We start from the raw sequence: 25,344 nt of genomic DNA, 5'->3' as shown, positions 1-25,344 counted from the left end.
CCGCGGGTGAGGTCGGCGCTCGCGGACTCTAGACTGATCGCGTGATCGACGTGACCCTGCTGCGTGAAGATCCCGAGCTCGTCAAGCGCTCCCAGGTGGCCCGGGGCGAGTCTCCGGAGACCGTCGACGATGCCCTGGCGGCCGATCGGGGTCGCCGCGCCGCGATCACGGCCTTCGAGGAGCTAAGGGCCTCGCAGAACGCCCACGGCAAGCGCGTCGCCCAGGCACCCAAAGAGGAGAAGGCCGCCCTCGTGGCCGAGGCGAAGCAGCTGAGCGAGCGCGTGAAAGCCGCTCAGCACGCGGTGACCGAGGCCGAAGCATCCGCCGATCTCGCGCTGTCGAAGATCGAGAACATCGTCATCGACGGCGTGCCCGCCGGTGGCGAGGACAACTTCGTCACCCTCCGCACGCACGGCGACGTGCCCGCCTACGACTTCGTGCCGCTCGACCACCTCGCCCTCGGCGAGAAGCTCGGCGCGATCGACATGGAACGCGGCACGAAGGTCTCGGGCAGTCGCTTCTACTTCCTCACCGGCATCGGGGCGCGCCTCGAGCTCGCCCTCATGACGCTCGCCCTCGACCGGGCGCTCGCCTCCGGGTTCACTCCGATCATCCCGCCGACCCTCGTGCGCCCCGAGGTCATGCGCGGCACCGGCTTCCTCGGCCAGCACGGCGACGAGGTCTACCACCTCGAAGACGATGACCTCTACCTCGTGGGCACGAGCGAGGTGCCCCTCGCCGGGTACCACATGGACGAGATCCTCGACTTCGAGCGGGGCGCCAAACGCTACGCCGGCTGGTCGACCTGCTACCGCCGCGAGGCCGGGTCGTACGGCAAGGACACGCGCGGCATCATCCGCGTGCACCAGTTCAACAAGCTCGAGATGTTCGTCTACACGACCCCCGAAGAAGCCGAGGCCGAGCACCTGCGTCTCGTGGCGATGCAGGAGGGGATGCTGCAGGACCTCGGTCTGTCGTACCGGGTGATCGACGTGGCCGCCGGCGACCTCGGATCGAGCGCCGCGCGCAAGTACGACATCGAGGCGTGGGTGCCGACCCAGGGCGCGTACCGCGAGCTCACCTCGACCTCCAACTGCACGACCTACCAGGCGCGGCGCCTCGACATCCGCTTCCGTCCCGAGGGCGGCAAGACCTCGCCGGTCGCGACCCTCAATGGCACGCTCGCGACCACCCGCTGGATCGTCGCCCTGCTCGAGACGCACCAGCGCGCCGACGGCTCGGTGACGGTGCCCGAGGTGCTGCGGCCCTACCTCGGAGGCCTCGAGGTCATGGAGCCCGTCGAATGACGATCCCCGACACGGGCAGCGTCGACATCGTCGAGCAGGAGGACGCCGCCGAGCTGGTGGAGGATCTCGCCGAAGACGGTCTCGCCGAGCGGATGCTGATCGCCCTCGACGTCGACGGAACCGTCATCCTCGAAGACGAGACGCTCTCTCCCGGGGTCGTCGAAGCCGTTGAGCTCGCGCGGTCGCGCGGTCACGAGGTGATGCTCGCGACCGGCCGCAGCTGGGACAGCACGCATACGATCATGGAGCGCCTGGGCATCTGGCCCGAGTACGCGGTGTGCTCCAACGGTGCGATCGTGATGAAGCGCGTCGGCGGCGGTGGCGCCGACGGATACGAGCGCGCCCACACCGAGACGTTCGATGCGTCGGAGGTGCTGACGCTGCTGGGCGAGCACCTCTCCGACGCGCGCTACATGGTCGAGCTGCCCGACGGCACCCGCCTGTACACCGAGTACCTCGAGGACTGGAACCTGCGCGGCGCGGGGCACGTCACGTTCGAACAGCTCAGCCACCAGCCCGTCTGCCGCGTGGTCGTCGTCTCGCCCGGCAAGAGCGACGAAGACTTCGTCGACCTCGTCGCGCGTATCGGCCTGAACCAGGTGTCGTACGCCATCGGGTGGACCGCGTGGCTCGACATCGCCCCGATGGGCGTCGACAAGTCCACGGCGCTGGAGCTCGTGCGGGGCTGGCTGGGCATCGCCCCCGAGCGCGTTCTCGTCATGGGCGACGGGCGCAACGACATCGGGATGTTCGAGTGGGCCGTCCAGCACGGCGGCCGCGCCATCGCCATGCGCCAGGGGCCCACCGAGGTGCACGCGGCGGCCAGCGAGATCGGCCTCTCGGTCGACGAGGGCGGCGTCGCCGCGATCCTCCGCGCGCTGTAGGGCACCCGCGCCGCATCCGTCTCCGTGCGTTCGGGGCGCAATCTTCTGACTGGGGCGTGGAATTCCGCGCCCCAACGGGAGAAGGGCGCCCCAAATCGGCCGGGGGCCGATGGCGCGGCGCGCCGCATCCGTTTGGCGCGTCTATCAGGGCTTGTCCAGACCGGCGCGTCAGAATGGCGGCCAGGTACTCGATAGACTCGACGCCGTTCGACGGTGCTGCGAAGCACGCTGTCGGGAGGGTTGTCCGAGCGGCCGATGGACCTGGTCTTGAAAACCAGTGGGCAGAGATGTCCCGTGGGTTCGAATCCCACACCCTCCGCAAGAGCATCTGCACACTCCGCCGGACCTGGGGGTCGGCGAGAACGATCCGCCCCGAGAGGACCCGAGTGAGTACGATCAAGCCCGCCAAGCGCGGCCGCCGCACGGTGGCGCGTCACGGACGCCTCACCTCGCCGCATCCGTTCGCGCAGCTGATGAAGGTGGTGGCCGTCGCGGTGGCGGTGGTGCTCGTCGCGGGCCTCGGGGTCGGCGGCTACGTGCTGTACGACCTGACGCAGAGCTACACCGCCGACGCGATCGAGCTCGAGGGGCAGTCGGATGTTCCGCCCGACATCGGCGCGATCGAGGGGGGCGTGAATCTCTTCATCGCCGGCACCGACAAGTGCGAGCCCGAGTACGCCGACATCTTCGGCGATCGCTGCACCGGGCCCGACTCGGCCAGCGAGCTCAACGACGTGAACATGCTCGTGCACATCTCCGATGAGCCGCGTCGGGTGACGGTCATCTCCTTCCCGCGCGACCTCATGGTGCCCATCCCGTCGTGCACCGACGCCGACGGCACGACGTCGCCGGCGATGACCAAGCAGCAGATCAACACGACCTTCTCCTACGGCGGCCTCTCGTGCACCGTGAAGACGATCTCCGAGCTGAGCGGGCAGGACATCCCCTTCGCCGCCACCGTGACGTGGGGCGGGGTCATCGAGATCACCAACGCGATCGGCGGCGTCGACGTCTGCGTCTCCGGCGGCATCCGCGACCGGTACACCGGTCTCGATCTCACCCCGGGCGTGCACACGATCCAGGGCGTCGAAGCGCTGCAGTTCCTGCGCACCCGCCACGGCGTCGGCGACGGCGGAGACCTGGGTCGCATCTCGAACCAGCAGCAGTACATGTCGCGCCTGGTGAAGAAGCTCGTGAGCGAGGATGTGCTGTCGAACCCGGGCACGCTCTACAAGCTCGCGTCGACGGCGCTCAACAGCATCGACCCGTCGACGTCGCTCACGAACCCGCTGACGCTCGCGCAGATCGCCCTCGCGGTGAAGGACGTGCCGTTCGACGAGATCACGTTCATCCAGTACCCGACCGTGGCCGACCCCGTCGACGCGAACCGCGTGATCCCGAACAGGTCGGCCGCGACGGCGCTCTGGGACGCCCTCGCCACCAACCAGCCGCTCGAGCTGACCGGCGAGGCCAGCCAGGGCGACGGCGTCGTCGTGGTCGACCCGACGGGGGCTCCGACAGCAGAGCCCACGGCAGAACCGACGGATGCCGCGCCCGAGGCGCCCGCTCCGACCGAGAGCGCCACCGGGGTTCCGGCGCCGACCGAGTCGGCCGTCGCTCTTCCCGACTCGATCGCCGGTGTGACGGCGGCGCAGGAGACGTGCTCGAACGGCAACCTGACCGGGATCGGCTGACCCGCGCCGGAGAGACGCCCGGATGCGGCGGGCGGCGCGGGTTCGGTGAGACCTGCGGCACCCGTTACTATGGGTGGGTGCGTCCGCCGTTTCGGCGACGGAAGCCTGGAGACGTCGCATAGTTCGGCCTAGTGCACCACCCTGCTAAGGTGGAGTCCCCTCACGGGGACCGAGGGTTCAAATCCCTCCGTCTCCGCCAGAGAATCCCCCGATCACTCGGGGGATTTCTTCGTTCCGGGGCCGCCGTCGAGCCCCGCATCCTTCTCGTCCGTCTCGGGCGGGGCTGCGGGGCGGGTGCCCAAGATGATGAACGTGATCGCCGAGGCCGCGAACGGCAGCGCGATGGCCCAGCTGTCCATCGCGAGCCACATCGTCGCCGCGACCGCGAGGAACGAGATTCCGACGGCGAGGTACGCCCGGTTGCTGTTCGAGGAATCGCTCATGCCTTCACGCTAGCCAGCGGCACCGGGGCCCACATCCGTCGCGCGGGGGAGGAAGGCGCGGGCCTCGTTGGGAGGCGGGGGATCGGCCCGCGCGCCGACCGATTGCCCGCATCTCGGCGGGAGCGCGACGAGTCCTCCACAGGCGCGACGGCTCGCCTCGACGAAACGCAAACTTCTCGGGCGGAAACACGGTCGCTATCCGTTCGTAGCCACACCGAAACAGGATGTCCGTCTACTGGAGTCATGACTCCCGCATCGGCTGCTCCGACCGACACCGCCGCCCACGTCTCGACACGCGTGAACATCGCGCTGCTCGGCGTACGCAGTGACGCGCCGGTCCGGCGATCCGGGGGTGCGGGGCCCAGTGACGACGGCCACTTCATCATAAACGGCGAGGGCGCTGCGATCCCGCTCAATCCTTCGAGCCCCTATGTCGTGAGCTCCAGTGGCAGGCTCACCTTCGAGGGCGCCGACCTCGGCTTCGATGTGCAGCCCGTGGTGAGGCCGAAGTTCTACGATCTCGAGACGGCCGACGGGGTCAACTACGAGAAGATCGCCAAGCTCCACGGGCGCAACGTGCTGGCGACGACCGTCGTGCAGACCTGCGTACGTTATGACGAGAGCGAACGGTGCCGGTTCTGTGCGATCGAAGCATCGCTCGATGCCGGACTCACGATCGCGGTGAAGACCCCCGCGATGCTCGCCGAGGTCGCCGAGGCGGCTGTGCGGCTGGACGGCATCACGAGCATGGTCATGACCACGGGTACCTCCAACGGCTGGGACCGCGGCGCCAAGCACCTCGCGCGATGCGTGCGCGCGGTCAAGAAGGCGGTTCCGGGGCTCGAGATCCAGGTGCAGTGCGAGCCGCCCGCCGATCTGCGGGCGATCACCGACCTGTACGACGCGGGAGCCCGCTCGATCGGCATCCACGTCGAATCGATGGACGACGACGTACGCCGGAAGTGGATGCCGGGCAAGTCGCGCGTGAGCATGGACGAGTATCGGGCGGCGTGGCGCGAGGCGGTGCGCGTGTTCGGCTTCAACCAGGTCTCCACCTATCTCCTCGTCGGCATGGGGGAGGACCCCGACGAACTCGTCGACGGCGCGCGCGAGCTCATCGAGATGGGGGTGTACCCCTTCGTCGTGCCCTTCCGTCCCCTCAAAGGCACCCTCGCCACCGACGTCGACAAGGTGCCGGCCCCGCACCGATCCGTGCTCGACTCGGTGACGACGCGCGTCGCGGACCTGCTCACCGCGGCGGGGATGCGCGGCGAGGACCAGCGGGCGGGCTGCGTGGCGTGCGGCGCCTGCAGCGCGCTGAAGACGGCGGGCGCCTGACATGCTCGACGTCCCGCTCATCACCGGCCTCGCCCCCGAGGCGGCTCGTGACCGGACCGCCTGGCGCATTGCGCGGGCGACGAGCGGCCAGATCGACGACTACCGTGCGATCCGGCGCGAGGTCTTCGTCGCCGAGCAGGGCATCTTCGACGCCGATGACGCGGACCGGATCGACGACGACCCGCGCACCATCGTGCTCGTCTGCATCGACCGGGAGGGAGTCGTTCTGGGGGGCGTGCGAATCGCTCCGGCGGTCGAAGGACGCGACATCGGGTGGTGGACGGGCAGCCGTCTCGTGGTGCGGCGTGACGCCCGCGGAGCGGGCGGCATCGGCTCCGCGCTCGTACGAGAGGCCTGCGCCACCGCACTCTCCCAGGGGGTGCTCCGATTCGAGGCGACCGTGCAGGAGCGCAACGAACCGCTGTTCCGTCACCTCGGATGGCAGACCTGGGGGCGCGCATCGATCGGCGGATCCGCCCACGTGCGCATGCGCTGGCCCATCGACCGCATCCAGCGACTCCTGCAGGCGACCAAGGGCCCGCTCGGCGAGCTCATCGGCGCGCTGCGCGGCGATGACCCGGGTGCTCTCGGCGGTTCCGGCTACGTCGGCGACGATGGGGTCCCCCTCCACGGAACAGACGTGGTCGCCGCGTGCGACGCGATTCTGCCGGCGATGGTCGAGCGCGACCCCGAGTGGGCGGGATGGTGCGCCGTGCTGGTCAACATGAACGATCTGTCGGCGATGGGTGCGAAGCCGGTCGGGCTGCTCGACGCGGTCGCGGCACCGACCGCGTCGTTCGCCCGTCGCATCCTCGGGGGTCTGCGCAGCGGGGCGGACGCCTGGGGCGTTCCTATCCTCGGCGGACACACCCAGCTCGGCGTCGCGTCGTCGCTCTCGGTGACCGCACTCGGACGAACCAAGCGGCCGGTGCCGGGAGGCGGCGGACGCGCGGGCGACGACCTCAGTCTCACCGTCGATCTCCGCGGGCGCTGGCGCCGAGGGTTCGAGGGCAAGCAGTGGGACACCACTTCGGCACGCACCGGGGCCGAGCTGCGCGAGCTCGGCGCGATCGTCCGTCGAGCCCGCCCCGCCGCGGCGAAGGACGTCAGCATGGGCGGCATCGTCGGCAGCGCCGCGATGCTCGCCGAGGCATCGGGTACCGGCCTCACGCTCGACGTCTCCGCGATCCCCGCGCCCGATGACGTCGCGTTCGGCGACTGGCTGACATGTTTTCCCGGGTTCGGGATGCTGACGGCCGACCGTCCGGGACGCTCTCGCACGGCGTCGCGCATCGCCGAGACCGCCGTCATCGGAACGCTCGACACCGGGACGGACGTGCGGCTGCGGTGGCCCGACGGCGTCGAGACCGTGGCGTGCGATGGTGCAGCGACCGGCCTCGGTTCCGCCGCTTCGTAACACGACCTCATTCCGGATGAAACCACATCGAAACATCGAATGGGGAGTGTGGATACACGCTCCCTTCAGCTCCATCCCGTGCTCCACCCCACGAAAGAGATGAACCATGCCTGAAGACATCGACGCCCAGATCGCCGAGAACATCGCCACGTCCCTCGGCGAGATCCCCCACCCCTCGCTCCCCAAGGGGACCAACATCTACGGGTCGACCAAGATCTTCCCCGACTTCCAGGCCGAGGACGGCGAGACCTACTTCACCTTGATCCACGGCATCCCGCACGAGTCTTCGGTCAGCTTCGTCGCGATCCTGCAGGCCACGCGGGCCCTTCGAAAGGGCTTCGAGTCGGCGATCTACTTCTACGGCCCGGGCACGCTCGCCTGCACGGCGAATCGCGGCTTCCCGACGACGGGCGACTCCGGCTTCCCGGGGGAGTTGAACATGAACGGCTCGCTCGAGACCTTCATCAAGGAGGGCGGCACGGTCTACTGCTGCCGCTTCGGCATGGCGCTGCACGGCATGCGCGAGGAAGACCTCATCGAGGGTGTCGTCCCCGCGCACCCGCTGGACGTGCAGGACGCGCTGATCTACTACGCCCGCAAGGGCGCGATCATCAACTCCACCTACAACCTCTAAGGCACGGATGTCTGTCACCGTCGCATCGGTCTCGGCGAACTTCACGCGGGACCTCGCTCAGAACTACGCGCTGATCGAGCAGCTGCTCGAAGACGCGCGAGCTCAGGGAGCCCGCCTCGTCGCGTTCCCCGAAGCCGCCATCGGTGGCTACCTCTCCTCGCTCGGCAACCACGGCGATACCATCCAGAACACCCGACGCTCTCTCCCGCCTGCGATCCGGTTGGACGGACCCGAGATCAGGCGGGTGCAGGAGCTCGCCGGCGACACGATCCTCACCATCGGGTTCTGCGAGCTGGATGATGACGGGCAGACGCGGTACAACGCCGCGGTCTGCCTCGACGGCGAGCGCATCTACGGTTCGTACCGCAAGGTGCATCAGCCCCTGGGCGAGAACATGTCGTACTCGGCCGGCTCGACGTACACCGCGTTCGACACCCCGGTGGGTCGGGTGGGGATGCAGATCTGCTACGACAAGGCGTTCCCTGAGGCTGCGCGGATGCTGGCACTCGACGGCGCCGAGATCGTCGTCAGCATGTCGGCCTGGCCGGCCGCACGCACCGCGACGGCGGAGAACCTGCAGGACGACCGCTGGACCTACCGGTTCAACCAGTTCGACATCGCCCGGGCGCTGGACAACCAGGTGTTCTGGATGGCGTCCAACCAGTCGGGCACGTTCGGGTCGCTGCGCTACGTCGGCAACGCGAAGGTCGTCGACCCCGGCGGCAACATCATCGCCACGACGCTGCTCGGCGCGGGCCTCGCCGTCGCCGAGATCGACATCGACGACACGTTCCGAGCGATGCGCGGGGGGATGTTCCATCTGCGCGACCGCCGGCCCGACGTCTATGGCCCGGTCACCGCGACCGACGGTGACAGCGCGACACGCTGGAGGGAGCTGGCTCATGCCTGAGATGACTTTCGCCGTGCGTTGGCCCGACGGCCAACAGACGTCGCACTATTCACCGAGTCTCGTCATGCACGACTATCTGCGGGTGGGGGAGCGGTACACGCTCTCGGACTTCGTCGGTCGCACGAGTGAGGCACTCGCCATCGCCAGTGAGCGGGTGCGGGCCAGGTACGGATTCGCCTGCACCTCGGCGATGCACTCGGAGGAGACCATCGCGACCGCCGCTTCCGCGTACGCGGCCGGCGAGGTCGTGGTCGTCGCTATGCAGCCCGGCCTCGAGGGAGCCGCATCGTGATCCCGGTCGCGCTGAACGACGGCGATCACTTCGAGGCCGTCATCGTCGGCGGGGGCCAGGCGGGTCTCGCCCTGAGCTGGCATCTCGTCCAGCAGGGCGTCCGTCACGTGGTGATCGAGCGTGACACGCTCGTGCACGAGTGGCGAGACGGCCGCTGGGACAACTTCACCCTGGTGACACCGAACTGGCAGTGCCGTCTGCCCGGCTATCCCTACGACGGCCCCGACCCCGACGGCTTCATGGCACGCGATGAGGTCTACGCGTGGACGAGGAACTACGCCGACACGTTCGATGCGCCGGTCGCGGAGGGGGTCTCGGTCTCTCTGGTCGAGGAGCGCCCCGGCGGGGGGTTCACGGTGCGCACGAGCGCGGGCACCCTCACCGCCGACACGGTCACCTCCGCCACGGGCGGATATCACCTTCCCGTCACGCCCGCGTGGGCGCGCGAGATCCCCGGCGACGTCTTCCAGCTGCACTCGCACGAGTACCGCAACGCCGCTCAACTGCCCGAGGGCCCCGTCCTGGTGGTCGGGTCGGGTCAGTCCGGCACGCAGATCGCGGAGGACCTCCTGCTCGAGGGTCGCGACGTTCACCTCGCGCTGGGTCGCGCGCCCCGGGTCGCCCGCTTCTACCGCGGGAAGGACTGCATGACGTGGCTCGCCGAGATGGGCATCTACGACGTGCCGGTCTCGGCCCACGGGCTCGCCAAGCGCGAATCGACGAACCACTACGTCACCGGCCGCGACGGCGGTCGTGACATCGATCTGCGCCAGTTCGCCGTGCGCGGTGTACGTCTCTACGGCCGCGCCGTCGGTCTCACGGACAGCGCCTTCCTGTTCGACGACACTCTGCCCGACAATCTCGACTACGCCGACTCGGTAGCCGAGTCGATCAAGAACGACATCGACCGGTACATCGAGCGTGAGGAGATCCACGCCCCGGAAGAGGAACGGTACAGCGCGGTGTGGCAGCCGACCGAGGTGCCTCGCCAGCTTGCAACCGCCGACGTCGCATCAGTGATCTGGGCGATCGGCTTCCGCGCGGACTGGTCCTGGCTCGGCAACCTCGACGTCCTCGACCACCAGGGTCATCCCCTGCACACGTACGGGGAGTCGAAGGTGCCCGGGTTCTTCTTCATCGGCCTCCCCTGGATGCATACGTGGGGATCCGGTCGCTTCCACGCGATCGCCCGTGATGCCGAGCACGTCGCGGGCAGGATCGCCGTGCGCGAACAGCAGCAGATTCCCGTCGCCTGAGGCGAGCGGGCACCGAGCTATACCCTGAGGCAATGGGCACAGTGACGATGGCGGGGGTCGCGGCGCACTTCGGCCGCGACGTCGATCGCACCCTCGCCAAGCTGCCCGGCATCATCGATCACGCTCGTGAGAGAGGTGTGGATCTGCTCGTCCTTCCCGATGCGACGATCGGCGGATATCTGCTCGAGCTCGAGCACCCCTCGCACGCCGTCGACAGCGCGCCGCGGTCGGTCGACCTCGACGGGCCGGAGGTCGCGGCCGTCGCCGCCATGGCCGGGCAGATGACGGTGTGCTTCGGGGTGGCCGAGCGCGCGGTCATCGACGGTGCCGAGGTCAGGTACAACACCGCCGTCTGTGTGACGGGCGACGGCATCCTGGGTGCGCACCGCAAGGTGCATCTTCCGCTCGGCGAGTCCGACGTCTATCGCGCGGGCGACGAGTTCTCGGCGTTCGACACCCCCGTCGGGCGGCTGGGCATGCTTATCGACTTCGACAAGACCTTCCCCGAGTCCGCGCGATCGCTCGCGCTCGACGGCGCCGAGATCCTCGCCTGCTTGAGCGCGTGGCCCGCGAGTGTCACCGACCGCTCCGATCGCATCCGCAACGACCGGCAGGCCCACCTGTTCGATCTGTACGACTGCGCGCGGGCGGCCGAGAACCAGGTCTATCTCGTGTCGTCCAACCAGACGGGCGTCATGGGCGGCCTGCGATTCCTCGGCCAGGCGAAGATCGTCGACCCGGCCGGCGAGATCATCGCGAAGACGTGGGCGAAGGGGGGTCTCGCCGTCGCCGAGGCGGATGTCGCAGCATCCCGTGCACGAGCTCGTCGCAGCCTCAACCACCTCGACCAGCGCGCGGAGCACGCCTACCGGCTGACCGCGCCATGAAGATCGCCCAGGTCACGTACTCGACCAAGCCGCGCGGCGGCGTCGTTCACACTCTGGCCCTGGCGGAGGCTCTCGCCGCCCGCGGCAACGACGTCGAGGTGTGGACTCTCGGCCGCGGGTCCGACACGGCCTTCTTCCGAGAGGTCGACCCGGCGGTGCGCGTTCGCGTCGTTCCCTTCGAGTCGCGTGAGGGCGAAGGCGTCGGTGAGCGCATCGAGCGCTCGATCGGCGCCATGGCACGGCACTTCTCGAGCAGCGCCGATGTGGTGCACGCGCAGGACTGCATCTCGGCGAACGCGGTGATCGCGGCGGGCCGTGAGTGCATCCGGACCATCCATCACCTCGACGCGTTCACCACACCGAGACTCGTCGAGTGTCACGAACTCGCCATCCATCGACCGGCGGCCCGCATCTGCGTCTCGCGTGCCGTCGCCGCCGAAGTCGAGGCCGAGTACGGGTACGCGCCCACCGTGATCTCGAACGGCGTCGACGCCGAACGTTTCGCGGATGCTGCGGGGCCGGCCGGAGAAGCGCTGCGCGCGCGCTGGCGCGCCGACCTGGGGGACTACGTGCTCGCTCTGGGCGGGATCGAGCCGCGCAAGGGTTCGCTCGATCTGCTCGAGGCTTTCGCGACGCTGCGGAGCAGGAGGCCGGAACTGCGTCTCGTCTTCGGGGGTGGGGAGACTCTCTTCGACTACCGCTCCTACCGCCGGGAATTCGAGCGGCGCGCGGTCGAGCTCGGGATCGAGCCGACCATCCTCGGCACGCTTGCCGATGGCGACGTGCCGTCTCTCGTGGCGGGGGCCACCGTGCTGGGCTTCGTCTCGACGAAAGAGGGCTTCGGTCTCGCCGCGATGGAGGCGCTCGCCGCGGGCGTGCCGGTCGTTGCTCTCGTGAAGCGGATCGATGAACTTGTTCGAGTGCCAACTCGTCGCCAACGGCCCCGTCTCCGCTTCGCCGTCGCCCACGACCGCGGCGACGAGAAGATCGGGATTGTCGAAGACGGCGCCGTACGCGTGGGAGAGCGAGTAACCGAGCTCGCCGCCCTCGTGGATCGAGCCGGGGGTTTCCGGGGCGACGTGGCTGGGGATCCCGCCGGGGAACGAGAACTGCCGGAAGAGCTTCCTGACCCCGTCGGTCGTGTGGTCGATGTCGTCGTAGATCTCGCTATAGGTCCCGTCGAGATAGGTGTTCGCGACCATCCCGGGCCCGCCGTGGCCGGGTCCGGCGATGAAGATCGTGTGGAGGTCCCGGTCGCGGATGACCCTGTTGAGGTGGGCGTAGACGAAGTTCAGCCCCGGCGTGGTGCCCCAGTGCCCGAGCAGTCTCGACTTGATGTGCGCGGGGGCGAGCGGCTCGCGCAGCAGCGGATTGTCGAGCAGATAGATCTGTCCGATGGAGAGGTAGTTCGCCGCTCGCCACCATGCGTCCAGTTCGTCGAGCGTCCGGTCGGTGACGCTGTCGGTGCGGAACGCGAACCCCGTGGATCCGCCTCCTCCTGCTACGGTTTCCGCTGTCATGGCGTGATCCCTTCTCGACGGTGCGTGCGCCGGCTTCAGCGGTCTCCCGGGGGATGCCCCGACCGAAGCCCATGCGTGCGTGACCCCACCCCAGCACACGGGCCGCTCCGCCGGTAGGGGCCTAGGTCCCCCGAGGCGGCGGCGCGGCGGTGCGGCGCCGGTGCCTCCGGACGGCGGCGCGGTTCGCGCAGCGGACGGAGCAGTAGCGCTGGCGGCCGTTGCGGGTCACGTCGACGACGACGTTGACGCACGCGTCGCCGGGTTCGGCGCCGGCCTCGCACCGACGAAGACGGCTCATGCCTCGGGTCGTCAGGTGCATCGCCGTGCCCACCGAGATCACGGCGTCGAGCACGGGGGCGAGCGACTGCTCCTCATCGCGGTAGTGGAGGTGCCATCCCTCACCGTCATGGTCGGTCAGGCGCGGGTAGGCGGCGATCGCCGCCATCCGGGCGTTGAGCAGAGCCGCTCTCGCGGTCGGTGTGGGAGCGTCGACCACGGTGAGCCACGCGTCGATCACCGCTCGGGTCCGGGCATGATCGTCGGCGGCGACGCGGAAGGCCATCGTCATGCCGTGGTCGCGGGTGCGCTCCTCGATCTCCGACCGGTTGCGGGGCCAGTCGTTGGCGAGGGATGCGGCGAGCAACACCGCGTACTCCCCGTAAGGGTTGAGATGCATAAGACCATGACATCACAGTGGAGGCATGGATGCCCCGCCGCTCGATTCCGACCGTCAGCCGCCCTCACCCGCACCCTCGCCCGTCGCCGCGCACGAGCACGGCTGGGCGACGGAGTCCGCGCACTGCACCAGCGAGGGGCGGCTGCTCTACGTGCGTTGCCTCGGCTGCGGCGCGAGACGTGTCGACCTGCAGTCGAGCCCGTGCGTCCCGCCCGGAGCGGTCAGCGTGCCGGCCGCTCCCGCCTCAGCCCGCGAGCTCCTGCAGGTGCCGGTATCCGCCCTTGAAGTAGAGCAGGGGTGACCCGGTGTGCCACTCGGGTGCGCTCATCTCGACCACGCGGCCGATGATCACGAGGTGGTCGCCCGCCTCGTACTCCGCCCAGGCCTCGCAGTCGACCCACATGAGCGTGGCGTCGATGACCGGGTTGCCCGACCGGGCCGGGTGCCATGCGATGCCCGCCCACTTATCGGTGCCCTTTCGTGCGAACTGGGTGGAGATGTGGTGCTGGTCGTGCGCGAGCACGTTGACCGTGAAACGGCCGCCGGCGGCGATGCGCGGGTACGTCGTCGAGGTGCGCATCACGCTGAACGAGACCAGTGGCGGGTCGACCGAGACGCTGTAGAACGACTGGCACGTGAAGCCGACGGGTTCGCCGTCGGCGATCGCGCTGACCACGGTGATCCCGGATGCGTAGTGCCCGAGGGTGTCGCGGAAGACGCGGGCGTCGATGGCGGGGGGAGCGATGAGCGAATCGGACATGGTGTTTCCTCCTATCGATGAGCGCAATCGACGCCGGCGAGAGGGGGCGCGGCTCGTGCGCGCCGGTCTCGTCCGGTCCGAGTGCCAGGAATAACGGAGACGGGATGCGGCGCGGTCGCTGCCGAGCGCTTGTCCAGGTCTCCCACACCACCGAGATCTTTTGGCCCGGCGGCCCGCAACGGCTTACGTTGCGAGATCGAGTCTGCACGGGCGGTGTTACGCGCGCGTTGCGCGGTCGAAGCTGGCGGGTTTCCGGGTGTCGGGCCGTGGCTCCGCGGTGTCGCCTTTCCGTGTGCCGGAAGGGCGCGGGCGGGCCGCCGTGACGCGGCGCCATGATTCTTCCCCCGGGTCACCCGTGCGGCTTTCGGTCGAAGTTCCGCGATTCGCAACCAGAGCCGGCCGCTCTTTTGTCTGCTCTTTGCGCAAAACTCCCCGAACAAGGTGCGCCCTGTTCCGCTCAGCGGAAGTCCGGGCGTTCCAGAGCGAGAGTTTCTCTCTCCCAGGGGCTGGTTCGTCGTGCGGGTCCGGCATAAGAGCACTCACGCGCGGCATCCGATTCATTGACGGTTCACAGAAACCCGGATAGCCTCACCTCGATATGTCGGGACGGACAACATTTATGCCCGGCCGTTCCAGCCACGCACTCAAGGGAGATTGCACATGAAGCAACCCGTCTACCGGTGGGGGGCCGTGGCAGCCGCCGCCGGCGTCGCCATCAGCCTCGGCGTCACGCCGACCGCCGCCTTCGCGGAACCGGAGGAAGAGGACTACAAGGTTCTCGTCGTCGGGAAGACCCTCGGGTTCCGGCACTCGCACATCGACGACACGACCAATGCGCTCATCCTGCTCGGGGAGCAGAACGGCTTCACGGTCGATGTGTGGGATCCGGCGATCGGGAACTCGCCCGGCCAGCCGGCACTGACCATGGCGTCGACGCCGTTCACCAGCACCGCCGACCTCGACCAGTACGCCACGATCGTCTTCGCGTCGCCCGTCGACGGCACCAACCGCCAGGACCCCGCGACCCCGCGCCTGCTCGACGACACCGAGCTGGCCGCCTTCCAGGGTTACATCCGCGGCGGCGGCGGCTACGTCGGCCTGCACGCCGCGACCGACGCGATGCACACCGTGCCCTGGTACAGCGAGCTGACCGGCGGTGGGGCGCGCTTCCGCAACCACCCCGCGCAGCAGCAGGCCACGATGCGGGTCGAGAACCCGGGCCACCCGTCGACGACGATGCTTCCCGAGGCGTGGTCGCGCTACGACGAGTGGTACAACTTCACCACCAACCCGCGTGAAGACGTGCACGTGCTCATCACGCTCGATGAGACGACGTACAACCCGGGCAACGGCCGCATGGGCGAAGACCACCCGCTCGCGTGGTGCCAGAACTTCGAGGGCGGACGCTCCTGGTACGAGGGTGCCGGCCACACGGATGCTTCGTGGACCGACCCCGTCTTCCTCGAGCACATCCTGCGCGGGCTGGAATGGACCGCGGGGCTCGTCTCGGGCGGCGGCGACTGCGTCACCTTCCCCGAGGTCGCCGGAGTGCTGGCGGCCGCGACCGGTGACGAGGCGGTCAAGGCCACGGTGCAGGGACACCTCGCCGGGGCCAAGACGGCAGACGCCGCCGACGCCCACGCCGACGCGATCGCGTCGCTGCTGCAGGCGCAGCGCGCCGCGGGCGCTCTCGACGACGACGTGCTCGACGCGAAGATCGCCGACCTCCTCGAGTGGCAGCGCGGTCTGACCGCCGACGGCCCGACCGACGCCGACGGCGTTCCGATCGACGTGTCGATCGTCGACGCACCGGGCGCTCTCGCGCTCACCGTCGCCGATTTCGGCGAGTCGGTGCGCCTCAACCAGGAGTCGGGCTTCACCGACCGCTGGCGCTTCACCGCGGGGCTCCCGACGGTCAAGGTCTCTGATTCGCGCAACGCGACGCAGGCCGGCACCAGCGGGTGGGCGGCCTCCGGCCAGTCGTCGGCGTTCGTCTCCGGCGACTCCACGATCGGCGCCGAGAACCTCGGGTGGGCCCCGAACCTCGTCACCCCGCGCGACGGGGTGTCGGCGGGGCCGCAGGTCGCGACCGCCGTCGACGGCGGCACGGGTCTCGCGGTCGCTTCGGTGCTCGCCTCGGCGACGCCCGACGGACGCCGCGGGGTGACCGACGTGAACGCGTGGTTGTACCTCGACGCGCCGCTCGGAACCCCCGAGGGCGACTACTCGGCGCGACTGACGCTGTCGCTGTTCCCGACCGACTGATCGACCGACGCGGGGGTGGGGCTTCGGCCTCACCCCCGCACAGACAGGAGAACCGCGGATGCTGCGGACCCGCCCGATGATCGTCGCGTCGCTCGCTCTCGCGACCCTGCTCGGGGGCGCGCCGGCGGCGGTCGCGCTCGATGCACCCGCAAGTGCGACCGCCGAGACCAGCACGACCTGGGCGGTGGCCCCGGCGTCGGCGGAGGGCCCGGACGGGCGGGTGTCGTTCCGGCACACGATCGACCCCGGCGGATCGGTGGAGGAGTTCATCGCGGTGACCAACTTCAGCGCCGCCGCCGCCCCGTTCGCGATCTACGCGAGCGACGGTGTGGTCACCGAGGCCGGGAACTTCGACCTGCTGCCGTCGGGCGAGACCCCTGTCGACAGCGGCACGTGGGTGAGCATCGGGGAGGTGGAGGGGGCGACCCCTCGCGATGGTGGCGGAATCGTCATCGACGTGCCGGCCGGTGCGACCACGCTCGTTCCTCTTCGCGTCGACGTCCCCGACGAGGCGACGCCCGGCGACCATCCGGCCGGTGTCGTGGCCGAACTCGCCCGCGGCGACGACGAGTCGGTGCAGGTCGCCTCGCGCGTCGGGGTGCGCCTGCACCTGCGCGTGGCGGGCGACGTCGTCGCATCCGTCGTTCCCGGTTCGATCACGACCTCGTATTCGCCGTCGTGGAACCCCTTCGCCCCCGGCACGCTGACGGTCGACTACGTCATCTCCAACGAGGGCAACGTGCGCCTGGGTGCGACCACGACGACGCAGGCCGCGGGCCTGTTCGGCATCGGCGGCGCGAGCGCGGCGGGTGAGCAGCGCGAGATCCTGCCTCTTCAGCAGACGGCCGCCTCGGCGACGGTCGCGGTGTGGCCGGTCTTCTTCGCCTGGGGCGAGGTGGCCGCCGTGCCGACGATCGTGGGCGAGGACGCCGTGCAGGCCTCCCTCGCGGCGGCGGCGACGCCGTTCACGGTGTGGACGATCCCGTGGTCGCAGCTCGCCCTGCTGGCGGTGGCCGCCGTCATCATCGTGCTGATCGTGCGCGCTCGTGCACGGTCGGAGGCGCGCGTGCAGGCCCGCATCGCCGCCGCCGTCTCCGCTGCCGCTGCGCAGCCGAACGATGCGGGGCTGGTGGACGAGCCCGCGAGCGCACGGGCTGTGCCCGAACGCACGGTCTGAGTCCGCGCGCAGCCCGTGCGTTCGGGCGCACCCCGTGTGCTCGGCGTCAGAGCGGGATCGAGCGCGCGGCCCCGCTTCGCTCGAAGACGTGCACCGCGTTTTCGGCGAGGAGTTGCCAGCCGGTGGTGTCGACGCCGGATGTCGCCACCACCCTGGCGCCGGTGGGGAGCACCGTCGTCGCGAGAGCGTTGTAGTCGTCGCCGTGGCCGGGCGGCAGGTCGTCCGCGGCGACCCCGCGCCGCGCGAAGGCGGCGAGCGGCGGCTCGACGGTGCCCCGGGAGTGCACCACGACGAGCGCCCCGTCGACGATGAGCATCGCGTTCAGGCACGCGGAGGGGTAGAGCGCCCGCACGTCGGCCGCCGCGGCCGCGACGGCCGACTCGGTCGGGGAGAGCGAGCGCAGCGCCCGCCGCACGAGAGCGAAATACACCTCGCTGTCGGTCGTGCCCCGCAGCCCCGCTCGTTCGCGGTCGGTGAGGGCGTCGAGCGCGAGCGTGCGGGGTGTGAGTGCTCCGTTGTGCGCGAAGGCGATGCCTTCCGCGACGAAGGGCTGCAGGTTCTCCGGGGCGACAGCGGCGCCGGCGCTGGCGAAGCGCAGATAGAGCAGCGAGACCGCGGAGGACTCGACGAGCGGAGCGTCGCGAGCGGGGGTGAGACCGGTGAGCAGGTGGGGAGGGTGATCGGATGCGTCGGCCCGGGCGTACCCCCACCCGTCGGAGTGCAGTGTCGCGAGGTCGAGGAAGGCGCTGAGAAGCGTCGCGCCGAGGGCGTCGTGGGGCGTCATCGCCCGCGGAGCGATCGTCCCCAGCATCCTCGACATCCGCCCGCCTCACATTGGATCCAGTTATGTTACGTTTGGATCCTACTGCTCCCCTGGGAAGGTCCATGAACTCGATGCCCGTGGCGAATTCGCCGTCGACGACCTCCGCCGAGCCCCCTGCCCCGCAGCCGATCGATGTGGCGCGGGAGCGGGCTCGAACGGCCGGCTCGTGGAACGCACGGCACTTCAACGCCGCGGGCGCCGCCCTCCCGTCGCTGCAGGTCGTGACGACCACGGTCGAACACCTGCGGCTCGAGGAGGCGATCGGCGGCTATGAGGCGGCGATCGAGGTCAAGCCCCGCATCGAGGCGGTCTACGACTCCGCGGCGCGCCTCGTCGGCGCCGAACGCCACGAGATCGCCCTCCTCGACAGCGCGTCGACGGGTCTGCGGGTCGTGCTCGACGCCCTCCGCCCCCGCGCGGGATCCCGCATCATCGCCTCGCGCAGCACCTACGTCAGCCACGCCCTGCACCTCATGACCCTCGCCCGCGAAGACGGTGTCGACCTCGAGATCGTGTCGGCCGGAGCCGACCGCCTCCTCGACCTCGATGCGCTCGAGAGGATGCTGGCCGAGGGGCCGCCGGCGATCGTCACGGCGGCACACGTGCCCACCTCGTCGGGGCTGGTCGAGCCCGTCGCCGCGATCGGCGCGCTCGTGCGCTCGTACGGCGGCTTCTTCCTGCTCGACGCCACCCAGTCGGTCGGCCACCTCGACTCCGATGTGCGGGAGATCGGTTGCGACGTGCTCGTGACGACCGGTCGCAAGTTCCTGCGGGCGCCCCGGGGGACGGGGTTCGCCTACGTCGGGGCGAGCGCCTTCGAACGCCTCCTCCCCACGGCACCCGACGTGCGCGGTGCGCAATGGACGTCGGCGTCCGACTGGCACGTCGACGAGTCCGCCCGGCGCTTCGAGACCTGGGAGGCGTCGATCGCCGGTCGTCTGGGGCTCGGCGTCGCCATCGACGAAGCGTTGGAACGCGGCATCCCGCAGACCCAGGAGTGGCTCACCGCGACCGGGCGCACCGTCCGTGCGGCGCTCGCCGAGATCGACGGCGTCGCGCTCGGCGAGGCGATCGACACCCCGTCGGCGATCGTGACCTTCGTCGTCGAGGGTGTGCCCTCTGCGACCGTCGTGACCGAGCTCGCCCGCGACCGCGTCCGCGTGGTGTCGGTACCGGCGACCCACGGCCAGTGGGATCTCGGCGACCGCGGCCTCTCGGCGGTCGTGCGTGCGTCGGTCCACGTCTACAACGACGAGAATGACCTCGCGGCCCTGATCGACCGGGTCGCGCACATCGCTCGAACGCATCGGTCGGGAGGGGCATGAGCGTGGTGGAGGCCGACGTCGTCGTGCTCGGACTCGGGGTGCACGGCTCCGCGGCGGTCGCGAGCCTCGCGCGGCGGGGGCACCGGGTCGTCGGACTGGAGCGGTTCGCGGCGGGCCACGCGCGCGGGTCGTCGCACGGCCGCACCCGCATGATCCGACGCGCCTACCCGAACCCCGTCTGGAACGGCTTCGTGGCCGAGGCCTACGAGGCGTGGGCGGCGCTCGAGCGCGAGAGCGGTCGCACACTGATCCACCGCACCGGTGGGGTGTACGCCCACGAGGGCGCCTCGCAGCTGCAGGGCCCGGACTGCGTCGCACTGGCCGACGCGGCGGCTGTCGCCGGGGTCTTCCCGGGCCTGCGGATCCCCGAGGGCTACGGCGCCGTCTACGACCCGAACGCCGGGGTGCTGGAGGCCGAGGCCGCGCTCGACGCGCTCCGGGCGAGTGCCACACGCAACGGCGCCGACCTGCGCTTCGGCGCGCGCGTCGACGGCTGGGACACGACGTCGTCCGGGATCGTCGTGCGCGCGGGCGACGACGAGGTCCGCGCCGGACGCCTGGTCGTCGCGCCGGGCTCGTGGGCGGCACGGATGCTGCCGGCCCTCGCGCCGATCGTCGAGGTCTGGCGCATCCTCACCCTCACCGTCGCCGCGGGTCAGCCCGTCGCGATGCCGCCGCAGCTCGGCGCCTTCTCGATCGACCGCCCGGAGGGGCTCGTCTTCGGCATCCCCGACGCGGCCGGGAACGGGTTGAAGATCGGCGTCGACGCCGGAGCGGTGTGGGACCCCGAAGAGCCCGTCGCCCCCGCGACCCCCGCCGAGGTCGACGAACTGCGCGCGCTGATGTCAGACTACGTGCCGGGCATCGACACCACTGTCGTCGAGGCCGCCGCGTGCCTGTACACGATGACCGAAGACAAGAGGTTCGTGCTCGGGCCGCTCGCCGACGGTCCCGAGGTCATCGCCGTCTCCGCGTGCTCGGGACACGGGTTCAAGTTCGGTGCCGCCGTGGGCGACGCCGTCGCCGACCTCCACGAAGGACGCTCGCGCGATGACCTCTCCTTCATCTCGACCGCGAGACGAGGACTCTGAGATGGCCGTCGCCCTCGCCGCCCCCCATCGCGCCGCCGTCACCGCCGGTGAGCGCGCGGTCGCCGCCGGCGGCAACGCGCTCGACGCGGCGCTCGCCGCCGCCGCGATGCTGACGGTGGTCTATCCGCACCAGTGCGCGATCGGCGGCGACCTCATCGCGCTGGTCCGAGACCCCGCGGGCGTCACGACCGCCGTGATCGCGGCGGGCACCGCACCCGCCGCCATCGAGACCGTGTCGGGGGAGTGGGCGGCGGTGCCGCGTCAGGGAGCGCACTCCGTGACGGTGCCCGGGATGGTCGCGGGCTGGGAGGCCATCGCCGCGCTCGGCGGTGCGCTCGGTCTCGCGCCGGCCCTCCGCGGCGCCGCAGACGTGGCGCGGGGCGGCGTCACGGTCAGCGCGGGGCTCGCGCGCGCCATCGCGTCGAGGGCGGAGGGGGTTCTCGCCGACCCCGGGCTGTCGGCCGTGTTCGCGCCGAGGGGCGACCTGCTGGCGGAGGGCGACACGTACCTGCAGCCGGCTCTCGCCGACACGTTCGGCCGCCTCGCCGACGACCCGACCGACTTCTATTCCGGTGCGACCGCCGACCTGCTCGTCGCCGCCCTCCGCAGCGCGGGCGGCGTGCACACCCTCGACGACTTCGCCGGCTACGCCCCCGAGATGACCCCCGCGCTGTCGACCGACCTCGGCGGTCGCACCTGGTCGGTCGCGCCTCCGCCGTCGGCGGGCGCCCTCGTGCCGGGTGTGGTGGCGGGCGGTCTCGACGCGGAGGGCAACGCGGATGCTGCGGCCCTCGTGGCCGCGAGCGTGCGCGGCGTCGCTGCCCGCGGGGCACACCTCGGCGATCCGCGAATGGGTCCGATCGACGTGGATTCCCTGCTCGATCTCGCCGCGGGTGCCGGTTCGACGATCGGCGAGTCTCGGGCGAGCGGCGACACGGCCTCGGTGGTCGCGATCGACGACGACGGGTGGGCGATCACGATCGTGCAGAGCGTCTACTTCACCTTCGGCGCGGGGTTCCTCGACCCCGCGACGGGCGTGCTGTTCCACAACCGCGGGAGTGCGTTCAGCACCGACCCGGCATCGCCGGCCCTTCTGCGCGCCGGTGCCCGCCCACCCCACACCCTGTGCCCCCTGATCGTGGAAGACGCCGCGAACCTCGTGATCGCCGGCTGCCAGGGCGGTCGCGCGCAGCCCTGGATTCTCGCGCAGCTCTTCGCCGCCCGATCATCGATGCGAGAGCCGCTCGACGCGATCCTCGCGCGGCCTCGCTGGATCGTCGGAGACGTCGACCTCGGATTCGATCGGCTCACCCTGGCCGCCGAGCCCGGTGTCGCGCCCGAGGCGCTCGCCGGCGCGAGAGCCGCGGGCGTTCCCGTGGCCGACCTTCCCGCTCGCGCGGACGTCGCCGGACACGTGCAGCTCGTGCGGCGACGCGACGACCACCTACTCGACGCCGCGAGCGATCCCCGAGCCGACGGTGTCGGCGTCGTCACCCTTTGACACTGGAGGAGAACCCCATGACCTCACGCATCTGGAGCGACCCGCTCACGCCCACCGAGATCGACGAGATCACCGCCCTGGTGCGCGCCGACGCGCGTATCGGCGAGCGACCGCGGTTCTGGGGCATCGCCGTGGAGGAAGGACTCGCCCGCGCTCTCGCGCCGGGTCAGGGCCGCCCGGTGCGACTGGTGGTCATGAACCCCGACGCCCACGCCGCGTGGGAGGTCACCGGCTGGACGTCGGGTACCGACCGCGACGCGGTGCTCTCGGGCTGGGCCGACGTCGACGCGAAGCGTCCGGGCGTCTCCTCCGACGAGGCGCGGGCGATCGCCCAGGCGGCGCGCAACCACCCGCTCATCGTCGAAGCACTCGCCAAACGCGGCATCCATGACACCTCGCTGGTATGGGTCGACCCCGAGTCGATCACGGGCTTCGAGCCCGAGGACCTCGCAGACCGCCGACTGTCGTGGGGAACGGTCTGGTACCGCGAGAGCGTGGACGACAACGGCTACGCGCGGCCCGTGGCGGGCCTCGTGCCGATTCTCGATCTCGAGACCCTCGACGTCATCCGCATCGAAGATCACGGCGTGATCCCGATGGCCAGCGAGTCGGGCAACTACCGCTCGGGCACCTGGGGCCCCGACCGCGAGGTCGCGCCGCTGGAGATCACCCAACCGCAGGGGCCCGGATTCGACGTCGACGGGCACCGCGTCACCTGGCAGAACTGGTCGTTCAACATCGGTTTCACCCACCGCGAGGGGCTCGTGCTGCACGACATCTCGTACCGGGACGGCGACGTCGACCGTTCGGTCATGCGCCGGGCGTCGATCAACGAGATGTACGTGCCCTACCTCGACTCCGACCCGACCGCGTACCGCAAGAACTTCTTCGACTGGGGCGAGTACGGCGCGGGACCGCTCACCGCCTCCCTCGAACTCGGGTGCGACTGCCTCGGCGAGATCCGCTACTTCGACGCGCACGTGCTCGACGGTAACGGCGAGGCGATGACGATCTCCAACGGCATCTGTCTGCACGAGGAGGACCACTCGATCCTCTGGAAGCACGTGAACACCCGCACCGGCGAGGCCGACGTGCGTCGCTCGCGCCGGCTGGTGATCTCGTTCTTCGCGACCGTGGCGAACTACGACTACGGCTTCTACTGGTCGCTCTACCAGGACGGCAACATCGAGCTGGAGATCAAGCTCACCGGCATCCTGTCGGTCTCGGGCATCGACGACGGCAAGATGCCCCCGTTCGGACGCATGGTGAGTCCGAACGTGCAGGCTCCGACCCACCAGCACTACTTCGCCATCCGTCTCGACACCGCCGTCGACGGTCCGCTGAACCGCCTCGTCGAGGTGCACGCCGAGGTCGAGGAGGACGACGAGCTGAACCCGTGGGGGAACGCGGTGAAGATGGTGTCGGAGACCATCTCGTCGGAGAAGGATGCGGCGCGCCTGGCGGATGCGTCGCGCGCCCTGCACTGGCGGATCGAGAACACGGAGAACACCAACCGCTTCGGTGAGTCGACGGCGTACCGTCTGTCGGTGCTCAACACCACGCGCCTGTTCGCCAAGCCCGGGAGCGTCGTGGCGCGCAAGGCGCCGTTCGTCGGCAAGCACCTGTGGGCCACCGCGTACGACGCCTCGGAGCGGTTCATCGCGGGGGAGTACCCGAACCAGGCCCCGCTCGAGGCCGAGGGCATCACGGCCTGGCAGCAGGCCGACCGCCCGCTCGACGGGGCTGAGCTCGTGGTGTGGCCGATCGTCGGTGTGCACCACTACCCGAAGCCCGAGGAGTGGCCGATCATGCCGGCTCACAAGATCGGCCTGCGCCTGGAGCCCGACGGCTTCTTCGTGCGCAACCCGTCGCTCGACGTTCCGCCGTCCGAGGAGGCCGCCTGTCACGCGCCCTCGGGTGGGCACGGTCACGATGGGCACGGTCACGACCATGACGGTCACGCCCACGTGCATCACGGCAGCGACGACCCGCACGCAGACCACCACGATCACCACTGATGCCGGCGGAACTGCTGCACGCGGGAGCGTTGGGGGCCGCCGGCCTCGGAACCTGCTGCGTCGCCCTCGACCGCCCGCGACCGCGGCTGCGAGAGCTGTCGCTGTCGATCGTGATGTTCCTCGCGATGCTCGACGTCGTCACCGCCGCGCACCTCGTGCCGGTGGTCGGGTGGAGTGCGCTGACGGTCGCCCTGGCGATGGCGCTCGGGGCGAGGCGGCGACGTTCGACCGAGCCCTCGGCGGTCGTGGGGATGCGCGTGCACTCCGCGATCGGTGCCATCCTCATGGCGGGGCTCATGCTCGCGATGTCGGGTGGGCCGGTCGCGACCAGCGGGTCGCACCACGGCGGTTCGGCGGTCTCGCTCGTGCTGCCGCTGGTCGCCGCGACCGCCGTGTACGCGGCGTGGTCGGCGACGCGTCTGCATCACGCCCATCTGCTCGAGCGGGTGCAGTACGTCAGCATGGCGATCTCGCTCCTCCTTCTCGCGGGCGCGGCCGTCGGCTGAGCCGGGAGTTCGCGCGTTTCGCTGCGCGATGCGCCGGGCGAGGGCGCATGCCCGGCGTCGGCCTTGGGCCGTCGCCCCGCCCGCTCGACGCATCGCCCCGCTCGACGCATCGCTCCGCTCGCGCTCGAGGCGCGGTCCGCCCCGGGGTTGTCGAAGGGTCGCGGGGGCGCGGGTCAGGAGGGCGCGGGTCAGAAGGGTGCGGTGGCTTCGGATGTGCGGTCGTCGTCGGGTGCGGGTCTGAAGACGGGGACTTTCCGTTCCGGTCGCACCACGAATCGTCTCCCGCCGGGGGATTTCCATTCGAGTGCGCCGCCGCTGTCGGGGATCTGTCTCACGCGCCACCCGCCGTGATGCTTGATCGTGTGATGCCCGACGCAGAGGGGGCCGAGGTTCGTGAGTTCGGTGGTGCCGCCGTGTTCCCAGGCGAGTTGGTGGTCGATCTGGCACCTTCGGGCGGGGGTTCCGCATCCGGGGGCCATGCAGGTCGGGGCCCGCCATTCCACGAGCCGTCGTAACGCCGCCGGGGTGCGGTACTGGTCACGTCCGACGGAGAGCACCATCCCCGTCTCGGGGTGGGTGAGCACCCGCATCCACCCGTCCGCGCCGCCGCAGAGTTCCCG

The 25,344-nt window shown here is 70.4% G+C and carries 22 protein-coding genes, 2 tRNA genes and 2 pseudogenes; 20 read left to right on the top strand and 6 right to left on the bottom strand.

From position 1 onward, the window contains the following. Positions 1-41: 41 nt before the first annotated feature. The 5 genes from serS (at position 42) to DEA06_RS10635 (ending at position 4,084) form a co-directional block, all read left to right on the top strand. Entirely contained in the window at positions 42-1,307 is a 1,266-nt protein-coding gene (gene serS, locus DEA06_RS10655) for a serine--tRNA ligase (RefSeq protein ID WP_116647983.1), read from the top strand. Then, the gene (locus DEA06_RS10650; RefSeq protein ID WP_116647982.1) at positions 1,304-2,191 is read left to right on the top strand and encodes an HAD family hydrolase; all 888 of its coding nucleotides are present in this window, start codon (positions 1,304-1,306) and stop codon (positions 2,189-2,191) included. The genes serS and DEA06_RS10650 overlap by 4 nt, the downstream gene beginning before the upstream one ends. 234 nt (positions 2,192-2,425) lie before the next feature. Further along, positions 2,426-2,510 (top strand) — tRNA-Ser (locus tag DEA06_RS10645). Between the two features lie 67 nt (positions 2,511-2,577). Beyond that, positions 2,578-3,885, top strand: a complete 1,308-nt coding sequence (locus DEA06_RS10640; RefSeq protein WP_240606912.1) for an LCP family protein — start codon at positions 2,578-2,580, stop codon at positions 3,883-3,885. A 107-nt stretch (positions 3,886-3,992) separates the two neighbouring features. Continuing rightward, positions 3,993-4,084, top strand: a tRNA-Ser gene (locus DEA06_RS10635). 13 nt (positions 4,085-4,097) lie between these two features. On the opposite strand, the gene DEA06_RS10630 is transcribed toward DEA06_RS10635, so the two are convergent. Continuing rightward, positions 4,098-4,328: a hypothetical protein gene (locus tag DEA06_RS10630; RefSeq protein ID WP_116647980.1), complete on the bottom strand. Its 231-nt coding sequence runs from the start codon at positions 4,326-4,328 to the stop codon at positions 4,098-4,100. A gap of 243 nt (positions 4,329-4,571) precedes the next feature. On the opposite strand from DEA06_RS10630, the gene DEA06_RS10625 reads away from it, so the two are divergent. The 8 genes and pseudogenes from DEA06_RS10625 to DEA06_RS16835 form a co-directional block, all read left to right on the top strand. Further along, a complete protein-coding gene (locus DEA06_RS10625) occupies positions 4,572-5,666 on the top strand; it encodes an MSMEG_0568 family radical SAM protein (protein ID WP_116647979.1) in 1,095 nt (364 codons plus the stop codon). A gap of 1 nt (position 5,667) precedes the next feature. After that, positions 5,668-7,083: an MSMEG_0567/sll0787 family protein gene (locus DEA06_RS10620; protein WP_116647978.1), complete on the top strand. Its 1,416-nt coding sequence runs from the start codon at positions 5,668-5,670 to the stop codon at positions 7,081-7,083. A gap of 106 nt (positions 7,084-7,189) precedes the next feature. Continuing rightward, the gene (locus DEA06_RS10615) at positions 7,190-7,717 is read left to right on the top strand and encodes an MSMEG_0572/Sll0783 family nitrogen starvation response protein (protein ID WP_116647977.1); all 528 of its coding nucleotides are present in this window, start codon (positions 7,190-7,192) and stop codon (positions 7,715-7,717) included. A gap of 7 nt (positions 7,718-7,724) precedes the next feature. Beyond that, positions 7,725-8,627, top strand: coding sequence for a carbon-nitrogen hydrolase family protein (locus DEA06_RS10610; protein WP_116647976.1), 903 nt, complete (start codon positions 7,725-7,727; stop codon positions 8,625-8,627). Continuing rightward, a complete protein-coding gene (locus DEA06_RS10605; protein ID WP_116647975.1) occupies positions 8,620-8,919 on the top strand; it encodes an MSMEG_0570 family nitrogen starvation response protein in 300 nt (99 codons plus the stop codon). The genes DEA06_RS10610 and DEA06_RS10605 overlap by 8 nt, the downstream gene beginning before the upstream one ends. Further along, positions 8,916-10,175 (top strand): MSMEG_0569 family flavin-dependent oxidoreductase, encoded by a 1,260-nt coding sequence (locus tag DEA06_RS10600; protein WP_116647974.1) that lies wholly within the window; start codon positions 8,916-8,918, stop codon positions 10,173-10,175. The genes DEA06_RS10605 and DEA06_RS10600 overlap by 4 nt, the downstream gene beginning before the upstream one ends. A 32-nt stretch (positions 10,176-10,207) precedes the next feature. Further along, complete coding sequence (locus DEA06_RS10595) at positions 10,208-11,062, top strand: carbon-nitrogen hydrolase family protein (protein WP_116647973.1); 855 nt, start codon at positions 10,208-10,210, stop codon at positions 11,060-11,062. Next, positions 11,059-11,919 (top strand): annotated as a pseudogene (locus DEA06_RS16835) (MSMEG_0565 family glycosyltransferase); the annotation flags it as partial. The gene DEA06_RS10595 and the pseudogene DEA06_RS16835, both read left to right, overlap by 4 nt. 42 nt (positions 11,920-11,961) lie before the next feature. On the opposite strand, the pseudogene DEA06_RS16830 reads toward DEA06_RS16835, so the two are convergent. From DEA06_RS16830 to DEA06_RS10575, 3 genes and pseudogenes are all read right to left on the bottom strand, one after another. Further along, positions 11,962-12,582: pseudogene (locus DEA06_RS16830) on the bottom strand (phosphoketolase); the annotation flags it as partial. A 121-nt stretch (positions 12,583-12,703) separates the two neighbouring features. Next, a complete protein-coding gene (locus DEA06_RS10585; protein ID WP_116647971.1) occupies positions 12,704-13,258 on the bottom strand; it encodes a CGNR zinc finger domain-containing protein in 555 nt (184 codons plus the stop codon). Positions 13,259-13,502: 244 nt separating this feature from the next. Continuing rightward, positions 13,503-14,018 (bottom strand): flavin reductase family protein, encoded by a 516-nt coding sequence (locus tag DEA06_RS10575; protein ID WP_116647969.1) that lies wholly within the window; start codon positions 14,016-14,018, stop codon positions 13,503-13,505. A 660-nt stretch (positions 14,019-14,678) separates the two neighbouring features. Here DEA06_RS10575 and DEA06_RS10570 point away from each other — a divergent pair. Together DEA06_RS10570 and DEA06_RS10565 are read left to right on the top strand one after the other, a co-directional pair. After that, positions 14,679-16,283, top strand: a complete 1,605-nt coding sequence (locus DEA06_RS10570; protein ID WP_116647968.1) for a ThuA domain-containing protein — start codon at positions 14,679-14,681, stop codon at positions 16,281-16,283. A 58-nt stretch (positions 16,284-16,341) separates the two neighbouring features. After that, complete coding sequence (locus DEA06_RS10565; RefSeq protein WP_116647967.1) at positions 16,342-17,460, top strand: hypothetical protein; 1,119 nt, start codon at positions 16,342-16,344, stop codon at positions 17,458-17,460. A 46-nt stretch (positions 17,461-17,506) separates the two neighbouring features. Here the strand turns inward: DEA06_RS10565 and DEA06_RS10560 are convergent, their stop codons facing one another. Continuing rightward, a complete protein-coding gene (locus DEA06_RS10560; protein ID WP_165817977.1) occupies positions 17,507-18,271 on the bottom strand; it encodes a class II glutamine amidotransferase in 765 nt (254 codons plus the stop codon). A 74-nt stretch (positions 18,272-18,345) separates the two neighbouring features. Here DEA06_RS10560 and DEA06_RS10555 point away from each other — a divergent pair, with 74 nt between their 5' ends. Genes DEA06_RS10555 through DEA06_RS10535 form a run of 5 tightly spaced genes read left to right on the top strand, consistent with a single transcriptional unit; the run spans position 18,346 to position 24,724 of the window. Next, positions 18,346-19,608, top strand: coding sequence for an aminotransferase class V-fold PLP-dependent enzyme (locus DEA06_RS10555; RefSeq protein WP_165817976.1), 1,263 nt, complete (start codon positions 18,346-18,348; stop codon positions 19,606-19,608). After that, positions 19,605-20,699, top strand: coding sequence for an N-methyl-L-tryptophan oxidase (solA, locus tag DEA06_RS10550; protein WP_116647964.1), 1,095 nt, complete (start codon positions 19,605-19,607; stop codon positions 20,697-20,699). The genes DEA06_RS10555 and solA overlap by 4 nt, the downstream gene beginning before the upstream one ends. A gap of 1 nt (position 20,700) precedes the next feature. Then, positions 20,701-22,200, top strand: a complete 1,500-nt coding sequence (locus DEA06_RS10545) for a gamma-glutamyltransferase (protein WP_116647963.1) — start codon at positions 20,701-20,703, stop codon at positions 22,198-22,200. Positions 22,201-22,217: 17 nt separating this feature from the next. Then, the gene (locus DEA06_RS10540; RefSeq protein WP_116647962.1) at positions 22,218-24,218 is read left to right on the top strand and encodes a primary-amine oxidase; all 2,001 of its coding nucleotides are present in this window, start codon (positions 22,218-22,220) and stop codon (positions 24,216-24,218) included. Next, on the top strand, positions 24,218-24,724 hold the full coding sequence (locus tag DEA06_RS10535) for a hypothetical protein (protein ID WP_116647961.1): 507 nt from the start codon (positions 24,218-24,220) through the stop codon (positions 24,722-24,724). The genes DEA06_RS10540 and DEA06_RS10535 overlap by 1 nt, the downstream gene beginning before the upstream one ends. 188 nt (positions 24,725-24,912) lie before the next feature. On the opposite strand, the gene DEA06_RS16705 is transcribed toward DEA06_RS10535, so the two are convergent. Beyond that, positions 24,913-25,344, bottom strand: a 432-nt coding sequence (locus DEA06_RS16705; RefSeq protein WP_133241748.1) for an HNH endonuclease signature motif containing protein, incomplete at its 5' end; no start/stop codon positions are given.

Source organism: Microbacterium sp. Gd 4-13, from assembly GCF_003095395.1.
Classification (GTDB): Bacteria; Actinomycetota; Actinomycetes; order Actinomycetales; family Microbacteriaceae; genus Microbacterium.
The sequence above is the reverse complement of the archived record's forward strand: the minus strand, read 5'-3'. Positions and strand labels throughout refer to the sequence as shown.